This window comes from Mycobacterium sp. (assembly GCF_032162605.1).
Taxonomy (GTDB): domain Bacteria; phylum Actinomycetota; class Actinomycetes; order Mycobacteriales; family Mycobacteriaceae; genus Mycobacterium.
This window is the reverse complement of record NZ_JAVROT010000396.1, coordinates 1-12,983: the sequence shown is the minus strand read 5'-3', so window position 1 is coordinate 12,983 and position 12,983 is coordinate 1. Positions and strand designations below refer to the sequence as shown.

Below are 12,983 nucleotides of genomic sequence, written 5' to 3'. Positions count from 1 at the left end.
CGACATCAGAAGGAGTCAGCCCGCCGCCACCGTTTTGCACATGTGCACAGATCCCGGCCAGGGCCTCGAACCAGAGCCGCCCGAGCCGTCCGACCTGTTCCTGATCAAGCGCTGAGCGCGCCCACGTCCATGTCGCATGCAGGTGCGGACCGGCTTCGGTGTCCATGGTGCCCGCGTTGAGCTCCACGGTGTGTCCCAGCGGCGTGGTCACCGCCGTGGCAGCTGCAATGACCGACACCGCGTCCTGGTCTATCCGCCACAGTTCATCGGAGAGCTCGCCCGCGCCCGCACCAAGGCGCCCAAGGTAATTGAATCCAAGGGCCGGGTCAGTCCCGGCGAGGTCCACGTCGGGATTCAGATAGCGGAGTAGTCCGTAGGTCAGACCATCAGGCAGGGCGCGAAGCTGCTCCTTGGCGGCCTTGATGACGGGGCCGAGCGCGGACGCCCCGGCGCTCACCTGCGCCCAGGACAGTTCATCGACGTCCAGCGCCACCGGGTACTTGGTGGTGAACCAGCCGACCGTCCGTGACAGGTCGATGTCGCCCGCGAGTTCTACCAAATCCTCCTGGCGGCCGTGGCCCTCCACGTCGATCCCGATCGGTTGCCCGCCGGTGCCCAAGAATTCCGCCACCGCCAACCCGAACGCGATCAGCAGAATGTCTTGCACGCCAGCGTGAAACGCCGCAGGCACCTCACCAAGCAGTAGCCGAGTGGTTTCGACGTCCAACGACGTCGACAACTGCCCGGCGCTGGCATAGGTGTCCGCCTCCGGTTGTACGGCAGGCAGCGCGGCGGGGGTCGACGCGACCTTGCGCCAGGTGTCGGTCAGCTCCACCACGTCTGCGGTGCGCGCGTGCTCATCCAGTAGCGCGGACCACCGGGCAAACGACGTACCCGTTGCCAGGATTTCCACCGGCTGTCCGCTGTGATGCTGCGCCCAGGCAATGTTGAAGTCTTCCAACAGAATTCGCCACGACACTGCATCCACGGCCAGGTGGTGAATCATCAATGCCAGCTCGCGGGTGCCGGGCACCCACAGCGCAGTCAGCACTGCCCCGGCGGCCGGGTTCAACCGCGACCGGGCCGCCACCAACGCCTCATCCGTCAACGCGTCGACCGCGTGCAGGCACCCGCGCGCATCGACCGACCCCGGCTCGGGCACGGTCAACGACCAGTCGCCGGAGTGCTCTGCGCACAACCGCAACATGGCGTGCCGATCCAGCAGGGCCTGCAGCACGACGACGGCGTCGTCCTCGGTGGCTCCCGCGGGGGCCTGAAGCACCACCGTCTGATTGAACTGATCAACCGGGCCGCCAATGCCGTTCAGCCAACGCATGATCGGGGTGGCCACCACCGGACCGGTGCCCTCGTCGCTCACTGCGGCCTCGCCGTCGGCGAAGACGGCCACTTGGGCCAACCGGGCCACGGTCTGCTCGACGAAGATGTCGCGCGGTCGGCAGCGCAGACCGGCCGCCCGGGCCCGAGCCACCACCTGCATCGACGAGATGCTGTCCCCGCCGAGGTCGAAGAACGAGTCGTCCACCCCGACCCGCTCGACACCGAGCACTTGGGCGTAGATGCCGGTCAGAATCTGCTCCACCGCATCTACTGGCGCGCGGTACCGATCGGCGCCCTGGTACTCGGGTGCAGGCAGGGCACGCGTGTCGAGTTTGCCGTTGACCGTCAGCGGTAGCGCCTCCAGCACCACCACAGCGGCGGGCACCATGTAAGTGGGTAGCTGCTCGGCCAACGCCGCGCGCACCGTGGGCGGGTCGACGGGCCCGGTGACATAACCCACGAGCCGCTTGTCGCCCGGACGGTCCTCGCGTGCGATCACGGCCGCCTGATCCACCCCGTCCACACCGGCCAGCGCCGCGTGAACCTCGCCCAATTCGATGCGATACCCGCGGATTTTCACCTGCTCGTCGGCGCGTCCCACATATCGCAGCTGACCGTCAGCACCCCACTGCACCAGATCGCCCGTGCGATACATCCGCGCCCCGGGCCCCGCAAAGGGGCACGCGACGAATCGCGTCGAGGTGAGGTCCGACCGGCCCACATATCCCGCTGCCAGTCCGGCACCGGCCACATAGAGCTCGCCGACCACACCGACCGGCACCTGCCGCAACCACCCATCGAGCACGAAGAAGGCAAGATGTTCCAGCGGCACGCCGATTGGGCTGACGTTGCTGTCGAGGTCGCCTTCGCCGAGCTCCCGGAACGAGGCGTGCACCGTCGTTTCGGTGATCCCGTACATGTTGATCATGCGTGGCAGTCCCGGGTGACTGTGCAGCCAGGTCGAAAGGCGTTGCGGTTCAAGCGCTTCACCGCCAAACACCACGGTCTGAAGTTTCAGTTGCTGTGCCAGCTCGGGGTGTAGCGCGTCGGCTGTCTGCAGCGCATAGAACGCCGACGGGGTCTGACTCAGCACGCTGACCTGTTCGGTGACCAGGAGTGCGTGGAGGTCCTCCGGGGAGCGGACGACCGCGTCGGGCACGACCAAGAGTCGCCCACCGTACAGAAGCGCACCCCACATCTCCCAGACCGAATAGTCGAAGGCCAAGGAATGGCACTGTGTCCACACCTGCCCCAGCGCCAGCTCGGCGTCCAGTGACTCCAGCAGCTGGGCGACGTTGCGGTGAGTGACCGCAACCCCTTTGGGGACACCGGTGGTGCCCGAGGTGTAGATGATGTACGCGACGTCGTCCACAGCCGGGATGGGCAACGCGGTGCTCGGCTGGGAGTCGATGGCAGGGTCGTCGACCTCGAGGACGGACACGCCGGACCCGGCGAGCCGCGGGCGCAGGTCTGCCGTCGTGACGGCGGCGACCGGCGCCGCGTCGGCGAGCATGAACTCGATCCGGGTGTCGGGATGCGCGGGGTCCATCGGCAGGTATGCCGCGCCGGTCTTGAGCACCGCGAGGATGGCGGCCACTGCCTCGGCGGAGCGGGGCAGCAGCAGAGCCACGCGTTCGCCCGGGCCCGCACCCTGACGAGCCAAGGCATGGGCCAGCCGGTTCGCGGACGCCTCGAGCTCCCGATAGGTCCACGACCGACCACTGCAGCTGATCGCCACCGCCTTCGGGGCGCGGGCCGCCTGGGCGGCGAACAACGCCGGGATCGATTGGAGCGTGGGTGCCGGCTCGGTCAACACCGTCCGGTTGCCCCAGGCGTCCAGTCGGTCGTGCTCGTCGCGCTCGAGCAGGTCGATGGCCGACAACCGTTGGGTGGGATCGGCGGCCATGGCCACCAGCACCCGCTGCAACCGATTGACCAGGGTTTCGATGCCAGCCTCGTCGAACGCGTCGGTGTCGAATTCGACGCGAAGGCCCAGTTCGTGACCCGGCATGGCCACCACCGAGAGCGGGTAGTGGTTGTACTCGCGACTGGTGAAGTCGGTGACGGCCAACTCCTGCACGCCCAGCAGCGCGTCGGCATCGATTGGATAGTTCTCGTACACGAAGAGGGTGTCGAACAGCCGGTCGTGACCGGTGACGCGATGAATCTCGCCGAGGGCGAGGTGTTCGTGCTCGACGGTGTCGTTGTGGAAACCCTGCAGCTGACCAAGCAGGTCGGCGACGGTGGTCGCGGCGGTGACGTTCGCGCGGACCGGCACGGTGTTGATCAGCAGGCCCACCATCGATTCCGCGCCGACCAAGTCAGCAGGCCGCCCCGATACTGCCGTCCCGAATGCCACGTCATGCTGGCCGGTCAGCCACATCAGCAGCTGAGCCCACGCCGCCTGCAACACCGTGTTGACCGTGGTGCGTTGTGCGCGTGCCAGCTCGGTCAGCGCCCGGGTGGTGTGCTCGGGCACGGTAAAGGTCCCGACGCTTCGCGCCCCGGCCTGGGTCGGCGGACCCACGAGGGTGGGGTTGTCGAAACCGCCGAGCACCTCCCGCCACGTCGCCTGAGCGGTGGCGCGGTCCTGAGCGGCGAGCCAGCTGACGAAGTTGCGGTATGGCGCGGCGGCAGGAAGCCGCTGCCCGTAGTAGTCGGCGAAGATCTCCTGCAGGAGGATCGGCAGCGACCAGCCATCGATGACGATGTGGTGCACGGTCAGGACCAGCCGGTGCCGGTTGGCTGAAGTACGGATCAGCGCGGCTCGGAAGACCGGCTTGTCAGCAAGCGTGCAAACCGCGGCCCGTTCGGTGGCGCACAACGCTTCGATCTGTTCATCGACATCGAGTTCGAGATATTGCCAAGCGATGTCGGGATCCGCCGGGATGACCTGCACCGGCTCGTCGAACCGATCGCAGAAGCGCGCCGCCAGATTGGGATGGCGGGCGATGACGGTGTGCACCGCATCGCGCAGGCGCTTGGGATCAAGGGCGCCGGTCACGGTGATGCCAAGCTGAACCGCGTACACATCGTCGGCGGAGCTGTCGTCGAAGTTGGCTTGGAACAGCAGGCCCTGCTGCAACGGGGTGAGCGGCAGCACGTCGGCAATCCGGTATTGCTGCGCCAGCTCGTCGAGCTGCTGCTGGGTCAGGCGGGCCGAGACGAGGTCCGAGGGTGTTAGCCCGCCGCCGCCGTGTTGCACGTGCGCACAGATTCCGGCCAGGGCCTCGAACCACAACCGGCTCAGCCGGTGCACCTGCGCGTGGTCCGCTGCAGACGGCGCCCACGTCCAGCTGGCCTGTAGGCGCAGTCCGCGATCGGAGTCCATGGTGCCTGCGTTGAGCTCCACCGTGTGGGCCAACGGCATCGGCACCGCCGATGCCGTTTCCGTCGCCGGCAAACTGCCTTCGCTGATCCGCCACAGTTCATCGGAGAGCTCGCCCGCGCCTGCGCCGAGCCGCCCGAGGTAGTTGAATCCGATGGTCGGCTCCGACCCGGCCAATTCGACATCGGCGTTCAGATAACGCAGGAGTCCGTAGGTCAGCCCGTCGGGCAGGGCGCGTAGCTGTTCCTTGGCGGCCTTGACGACCGGGCCGAGCGCGGCCGCCCCGGCGGTCACCTGCGTCCAGGACAGTTCACCAACGGCCAGCGCCACCGGGTACTTGGTGGTGAACCACCCCACCGTGCGCGAGAGGTCGACATTGCCGGCGAGCTCCTCGTGGCGGCCGTGGCCCTCGACGTCGATGCCGATCGGTGTGCTTGCGGCGCCCAGGAATTCGTTCCAGGCCAATGCGAATGCGATCAACAGGACGTCCTGGGCCCCGGCGTGAAACGCCGCAGGCACCTCACCGAGCAGCAGGCGGGTGGTCTCGGAATCCAGCTCCACAGACAGGCGCCCCGCGCTGGCATAGGTGTCCGTCGGTTGCACCGCGGGCAACGCCGCCGGAGTCGTCAAGACCCGCCGCCACGTGTCGGCCTGCCCGACCACGTCTGCGGTGCGCGCGTGTTCATCCAGTAGCGCGGACCAGCGAGCAAACGACGTTCCCCCGGTCGGCAACTCCACGGGCTGCCCGCTGTCATGCTGGGCCCAGGCGATGTTCAAGTCTTCCAACAGAATTCGCCAGGACACCCCATCGACCGCGAGGTGGTGGATGATCAACGCCAACTGGCCGGTGTCGGGCACCCACAACGCACTGAGCATCGCCCCGGCGGCCGGGTTCAACCGGGCCCGTGCCGCTATCAACGCCTCGTCGGACAACGCGTCTGCGGACGACAGGCAATCACTGGCGTCCACCGCCCCCACCTCGGGCACGGAGCGCGACTCGTCCACGACGCGCAGGCGCAGCGTGGCATGCCGATCCAGCAGTGCCTGAAGCACGACGACCACGTCGGCCTCGGTCACTCCCGCGGGAGCTTGCAACACCAACGTCTGGTTGAACTGGTCGGCCGGGCCGTTGACACTGTCCAGCCAACGCATGATCGGGGTGGCCACCACCGGACCAGTGCCCTCATCGACCACGTCGGCCTCCCCGCCGGCGATCTCGGCCACCAAGGCCAGTCGCGCCACGGTCTGCTCGACGAAGACGTCGCGCGGCCGACACAGCACACCGGCCGCCCGCGCCCGGGCCACCACCTGCATCGACAGGATGCTGTCCCCGCCCAGGTCGAAGAACGAGTCGTCGACACCGACCCGCTCGACACCCAGCACCTGCGCGTAGATGTCGGCCAGGACCTCCTCGACCGCGGTGCCCGGCGCCCGGTAGTCACTACCGCGCCCGCGGTATTCCGGGGCGGGCAACGCGCGGGTGTCCAGTTTGTTGTTGGGCGTCATCGGCAGCGCCTCGAGTACCACCACCGCGGCCGGCACCATGTACGCCGGTAACCGATCTGCCAGCTGGGTGCGGGCCATGGCCGGATCAACGGTACCGGTGACGTAACCGACCAGCCGCTTGTCGCCGGGGCGGTCCTCACGCGCGATTACCGCGGCCTGATCGACTCCGTCCAGCGCGCTCAGTGCGGCCTGGACCTCACCGAGTTCGATGCGATAACCGCGGATCTTGACCTGTTCGTCGGCGCGGCCCAGGTACTGCAGTTGACCATCTTCGGCCCACCGCACTAGATCACCCGTGCGATACATCCGCGCTCCCGGCGCTCCGAACGGGCACGCCACGAACCGCGCAGCCGTCAACTCGGATCTGCCGACATACCCACACGCGACGCCGGCGCCGGCGACGTACAACTCACCGACGATGCCCGCAGGTACCGGTTGCATCCAGGTGTCCAGCACGAACAGCGCCGCCTCGGGTACCGGGGAGCCGATCGGGACGACACCGGATCCGGGTGTCAGCGGCGCACTGATCGCCACGCACATCGTGGTCTCGGTCGGGCCGTAGGCGTTGATCATCACCCGTCCGGGTGCCCACCGCTCCACCAGCGACGGCGGGCAGGCCTCGCCAACCACCGCCAACGCCGTCGACTCCAAACCTTCGGGCGAGAGCATCGCCACGGCCGACGGGGTTTGAGTAAGCACGGTGACCCGTTCCCCGACCAACACGTCGTGGAACTCCTTGGGTGATCCGGCCACCGATTCGGGTACCACCACCAGCCGCCCGCCGCGCAGCAGCGCGCCCCAGATCTCCCACACGGAGACGTCGAAGGCCAGGGAATGGCACAGCGGCCACACCCCTGGGTTCGGCAGCCCGGCATCCAGCGACGCCATCAGCTGGGTGACGTTGTGGTGGGTGACCGCCACCCCCTTGGGTGCGCCGGTGGTGCCCGAGGTGTAGATGACGTAGGCGATGTCGTCGGGGGCGGGACCGGGCACTGCGGTGCTGGGTTGAGCTGCGACATCGGGGTCGTCGATGTCGATGATTGCGACGTCGTAACCGTCCAGCCGCGAGCGCAGCCCGGAAGTGGTGAGCACGGCGATCGGCGTGGCGTCGGCGAGGATGAAGTCCAACCGCGTGGCCGGCACCGACGGGTCGATCGGCAGATACGCCGCGCCGGTCTTGAGTACCGCCAGAATCGCGATCACGGCCTGGGCCGATCGCTGCGACAGCAGCGCCACCCGCTCCCCCGCGCCGACACCCTGGCTTGCCAGCAAATGCGCCAACCGATTGGCGGCCTCATCCAGCTCGCGATAGGTCAGCGAGCGGCCTTCACAGGTCAGCGCCGCCGCCTCGGGAGCGCTCGTCACCCGTGCGGCAAACAACTCGGGAACCGACACGTGCCCGGAGGCGGGCGGGGTCAACCCGGCCAGGTTGCCGAGCTGAGCCAACTCGGCGTGCTCATCCGCGTCCAGGAGTTCCAGCGACGACAACGGGCGGTCCGGATCGGCCGCCATCGCCGCCACGATCCGCTGTATGCGCTGCGCCAGCTCGGCGACTTCGAAATCCGCATACGGCTGCCCAGCTCCAGCGGTGCTGAGAAAGAGTTGATCGCTGGCACCGATGAAGAAGAGCCCGAAGTGCCCCATGGGACCGTGATTGGTGTACGACACCGTGACCGGTGCACCAGCGAGGTCCAGCGTGAGTCGGGACGGGATGAAGTTGACCGCCACCCGGTTCGACGTCTGCCGTGGGCCGCCGTCGAGGACGTGCGCTGGAAACCGCTGATGTTGCAACAGTTCTCGGATTCGTGCGTCGACATGCTGGCAGAACTCGCCAACCGTCCAATCCGGTGGAGCCTGCAGTACCAAGGGTGCCACCCCGGCAAGCATCGCGGGGAGTGTCTTCGACTCCGAGGCAACTCGCCTGCTGACGGGGAAGTCGAGCGCCACCTCTGAACTGCCGGCGGACCACGCCCGCACCAAGAGTGCGCATGCCGCGGTGGTGACCGAGTAGCGACGAATCCGCAGGCTCTTGGACAGCTCCTTGATGTGTCCGACGACTGACTGGTCTACCGGAACGGTCGCGGACGGGGTGTACGCATCGCGCTGGTTGGCCGCTCCGGGAAGCCGGTAGTCCAGTCCGCTCTCCGGTGGGAGGTTCGCGCTCCAGTAGTCCCGGTCGTCCTGGAAGTCGCTGGACGCTTGGTAATTCGACTCGCAATCGACCAGGTCACGCAGGGTGCCGAAGTAGGCGGGCGGAATGGGCTCGCCCCGCACCATCGCCGTGTAGATCGTTGCGATTCGTCGGCATACCAGCGCCATCCCCAATCCGTCCACGGAAATGTGATGACAAACCCCGAACCAGTAGTACTCGTCAGACCGCGTGCGGAACAGCGCGAACTTAGCCAGCCGGCCGTTGAGCGGCATCGGCGTGTGTTGAATGGCTGAGGCCATCTCGCGGACGGCGTGGTCGGGATCGTCGGAATTCCTGAGGTCATGGAAGGGAAGTTCGATGTCTGAGTAGTCGATCGCCTTCTGGAAGACCTGGCCGTTCCGCTCAAAGAATGCCGCTCTGGCAGGTTCGGCTTCTTTCATGCCTTGGCGGATCGCCCGTTCGAGAACCTCGCGCTGTACCGTGCCGTCGATTCGTCCCAAAAGGCCGAGCTGCCACTGCGTACCGGCCAGACCGCTTTCCTGCGATAGCCAAATGTCCAACTGTCCGCGCGAAAGCGCGAATGCCCCGTCGTTAGGTTCCATTGTTCAACTCCCCCGCAGACGATTTAGCGCTCAAGAGCCCCGCCCTGCGCCAATCTGTCACGCAGGCTCTTTGGCCGGATATCAGTCCAGTTCTGCTCGATGAACTCCAAGCACGCAGCGCGCTCCGCTTCTCCGTAGGCCACCCGCCAGCCAGCCGGTACGTCAGCAAAGCTCGGCCATAGGCTGTGCTGCTCTTCGTCGTTGACCAACACGAAAAAGTTACCGGTGTCGTCGTCGAATGGATTGATGCTCACGTTTCTCCAAGTTGCTAAGCGGATGTCGCAAACATATCGCAAACATACGGGGGGCTGCAGCGCGGCGTCCAAGTTTTCCGCGAAGTGCCATTGCCAGCAACCGTCGAAGATCTTCGCGAGCCTAGCACAGCAATTAACCAGAACTTTATGATCTCAGTGTTCGTACTGGTCAGAGTGAAAATCTGAAGGCCTCAACCTATTGCGAATATTGCTACATTGTGAAAGTACTGTGGTTTGTTCCCATTGAGTCAATAACCGACTGCAGGTGTCCGCAATTGGATCGAACTCAGCAACCGCGTGCATATCAGGCAAAAGGTATTGTTCCTACGCTCGATCCATCGCTTGAAAATCGTTTAGCAGGCTTCGGGATATAGCTAGAAATTCATTATTCAGATCTTTGTCAAGGTAGTGACGGGGCCGCTGACGCGAGCGGCAATTGCGGGCATTGCGACTGCGGGTTGCCCTGGCCCCGAGGTGACGAGCACCTCGAGGCTCCTATCGCCAGGCGGCGACGGGCACGAAATACGCTGGGGCGACGGGTTTTCGGATCGGAGACAGCGTAAGACGTCATCGTTCAACCGGAAGGGTTGCACGGAAGCCCTGCTGAACTGACTGCGTCAATCGTTGCGTGACCGGTCGTTCGAGCTTGCTCGACGGCCGACGGGCTAAACGGCTTCGCTGTCGTCCCGGTCGGAGCGGGCCTGTGATCCGTCGACCGGCGAAGATCCAGCCGGCATGACCATCAGGAACACCGGGAGTTTCAGCATCGCGCCACCGGCGATCGGCATTCGAATGGAGAAGGACACGACCTCGAGCTCGAGACGCTTCCCGCGCTTGGTTTCCATCTCCAGACGGCCCGGCAAGTACCTCGGCGTCGACAGCCAATTCAGGCTACGTTCGAGCGACTTGCCCAGGTCCATCCGGCCGACTATACGCCCGAACGCCGGCGGGAATCGTGACACTCCCGTCGAACGGTGCGCTCGACTCATGAATCCCCCTGCAGTAGAGGACATCCGGGACGACGGACTCGTCTAAGCCTTCGTGAAGCAGTACATCCGGTACTCCGACGAACCCCCACTACGCAAGTCCTCATAGGCTCGCTGCGCCGGGGCGAATCTTCGGACCACCCCGCGCAGGGGTACCGGTGCGACCCGATTGATCACGTCCTGCCACCGTTCCAAATTCTTCCCCATGCCCCGCACGACCTCGGCGTTGATCCCCCGCTCCGAAACCATCTGTAGCGGCGCCTTCGCCAGCGCCTCGTCCCAACCGGCGATGTCGTAGGAGGTTCGAGCATCGGCGTAGAGGAAGTGTCCGCCTGGTCGCAGCACCCGCGCGACCTCGGTGAGGAAGCGTGGAAATCGTGGGTACAGGTGGGAGGATTCGATATTGATAAGGGCGTCGTACGACTCGTCAGCGAACGGTAGTTCCTCGGCATCGCCCTGCGTGAAGTCAAGGCTTGCATGCTTGTGTCGATTTCGGCAAAAGTCGATGCCGGCGGGATTCAAATCCAGCCCGGTATATGACGCCGGGTGCATGGTGCGCACGAGATATGAGGCTCCGCCGCCATGTCCACAACCGACCTCCAACACCCGTTTGCCGGCGAGGTCTACTTGTGCGGCCGTGCTGTGGTAAAGCTGAATGGAATAGCGATCCGGCTCGTCGGATGTCGAGAGCGGCACGCTCATCGCCGGATCTTCTTCGTAGCCGTAGTTCAGGAATACCACATCGTCGCCGTCAAGCCTGCGGGTCGCGTAGCGGTAAATGAATCTCTGAACACGCTGCGTAAACTGCTCGTTCAGGTTGAACAAGAATCGGTCTCGGGACTCGCGTACATGATTGCGGAGGACCATGGGCGCAGTATTCCAGAAATTGGAGTTTCGAGAGCAGCGTTTGCTGGCGCGGAGCCCGTCGACGATGTAGTCATAACACGACGCGCCGACCGTCGTCGATACGTGAAAGGCCAGGAAGCTCGATGAAGTTTGCGTTGGCATGCTACGGAACTCGCGGGGACGTCGAGCCGTCCGTCGCGGTCGGCCGGGAACTCGTACGCAGAGGTCACGACGTCACGCTCGCCGTCCCACCCGACCTCGTCGACTTCGCCGAGGCGGCTGGGCTTGCCACAGTCTCGTACGGCCCCGCGCTGAAGGACTTCCTGGACGAGGACTTCCTCCGCAACTTCTGGACGCAACTGTTCCGCAACCCGGCCCGGTCGTTGCGCGAACTCTGGGATCCCATCATCCGGTATTGGCAGCAGACGGGCACGACGCTGGCGGCGCTGGCCAACGGGGCTGATCTACTGTCGACCGGGCTGAATTTCGAGCAGCCGGCTGCGAATGTGGCAGAGCACTACGACATTCCATTGGTCTCGCTACATCACTTCCCGATGCGGCCCAACGGCCAGCTGGTGCCGCTGTTGCCGTCGTCATTGGTGCGCTGCGCAGGGTCGGTGTCCGAGTGGCTGTTCTGGCTGTCGACGAAGAAGGTCGACAACACTCAGCGTCGTCAGCTGGGCCTCCCAGAGGCGACCGGCCAGTCGTCGCGGCGTATCGCTGAACTTGGATCGCTCGAAATTCAAGCCTATGACGATGTTTCGGTGCCTGGTTTGGCTACGGAATGGACGAAATGGGAGCGCCAGCGACCTTTTGTCGGTGCGCTCACGATGGAGCTGACTACGGAGGCCGATGATGAAGTCGAGTCGTGGATCGCTGGCGGATCGCGGCCGATCTGCTTCGCCACGGGCAGTATCCCGCTCGAATCTCCGACCGACACAGTCGAAATGATCAGCGCGGCATGCGCAGAGTTGGGTGAGCGAGCGTTGGTGTGCGCCGGCGGCACGGACTTCAGCGACGTCCCAATACCCGATCACGTCAAAGTGGTGGGTGTTGTGAATTACGCGACGGTCTTTGCCTCCTGCCGGGCCGTCGTGCACCACGGCGGATCGGGCACCACAGCTGCGAGCCTGCGCGCCGGTATTCCAACGCTGATCCTTTGGAGCTCGGCAGATCAGCCATACTGGGGAAACCAGATCAAACGACTGAGAGTCGGCACCGCTCGTCGCTTTTCCACCACGACCAGCGATTCGCTCATCACGGATCTGCGTACGATCCTCACCCCGGAATGCACCGCGCGCGCCCGAGAGCTCGCTACCCGGATGACCAAACCCGGCGAAAGCGTCGAGAAGGCGGCCGATCTATTCGAACATGCCGCCCAGCGGAAAGAACGCTGACGGCCAGTGGTCAGCGCTTCGAACTCGAGTTCGCTGTGGCCGACGCAGCGGTGAAGAACACTGATCATCCACACAACGGCATGGCGACGGATATTGACACTGGCGGCAGCCGGGCAAGATTTACATGTCGTCAACGAAATGCTTCGACGACTTGGACCAGTGTCTTAGGCTCACCGGTGAGACGACAGCCCCCGCTGGCGAACTTGGAGCCACCAAACATGCGAGATAGGGGAGACCTTTGACTGACCACAGATGCCGTATTTGCGGCGGTGTCGTTCGCGAGGTTCTCGACCTCGGACGCCAGCCCGTGTCGAACGCATTCGTCAAACTGGACGAGGGCGACCTGGTGCCGTTCTTCCGGCTTGCCATTGGACTCTGTGGGTCGTGCACCATGGTGCAGCAGATCAACGAGGTTCCACCAAATCAGATGTATCGCGCAGATTATCCCTACCGTGCTTCCGGTTCCTTGATGATCCGGAAGCATTTCGAGGATGTCGCTCGGCAAATCATCGAAACGGGCGCGAGCGGTAAGGATGCATTCGTCGTCGAGATCGGCAGTAACGACGGCGTCATG

At 65.0% G+C, this 12,983-nt stretch carries 5 protein-coding genes and 1 pseudogene; 2 read left to right on the top strand and 4 right to left on the bottom strand.

All coding sequences use genetic code 11. From position 1 onward, the window contains the following. The 4 genes from QOI01_RS22635 to mtf2 all read right to left on the bottom strand — a co-directional run. The coding region (locus tag QOI01_RS22635; RefSeq protein WP_526384911.1) for an amino acid adenylation domain-containing protein at nucleotides 1–8,926 on the bottom strand (8,926 nt) is incomplete at its 3' end. A 23-nt stretch (nucleotides 8,927–8,949) separates the two neighbouring features. After that, a complete protein-coding gene (locus tag QOI01_RS22630) occupies nucleotides 8,950–9,180 on the bottom strand; it encodes an MbtH family protein (protein ID WP_526384909.1) in 231 nt (76 codons plus the stop codon). Nucleotides 9,181–9,845: 665 nt separating this feature from the next. After that, nucleotides 9,846–10,100 carry a hypothetical protein gene (locus tag QOI01_RS22625; protein ID WP_526384908.1) on the bottom strand — a complete coding sequence of 85 codons (255 nt, stop codon included), beginning with the start codon at nucleotides 10,098–10,100 and terminating at the stop codon, nucleotides 9,846–9,848. Between the two features lie 111 nt (nucleotides 10,101–10,211). Next, entirely contained in the window at nucleotides 10,212–10,991 is a 780-nt protein-coding gene (gene mtf2, locus QOI01_RS22620) for a fatty-acid O-methyltransferase Mtf2 (RefSeq protein WP_526384906.1), read from the bottom strand. A 164-nt stretch (nucleotides 10,992–11,155) separates the two neighbouring features. Here mtf2 and QOI01_RS22615 point away from each other — a divergent pair, with 164 nt between their 5' ends. Both QOI01_RS22615 and QOI01_RS22610 read left to right on the top strand, forming a co-directional pair. Next, the gene (locus tag QOI01_RS22615) at nucleotides 11,156–12,409 is read left to right on the top strand and encodes a glycosyltransferase (protein ID WP_526384904.1); all 1,254 of its coding nucleotides are present in this window, start codon (nucleotides 11,156–11,158) and stop codon (nucleotides 12,407–12,409) included. A gap of 238 nt (nucleotides 12,410–12,647) precedes the next feature. After that, nucleotides 12,648–12,983 (top strand): annotated as a pseudogene (locus QOI01_RS22610) (SAM-dependent methyltransferase); the annotation flags it as partial.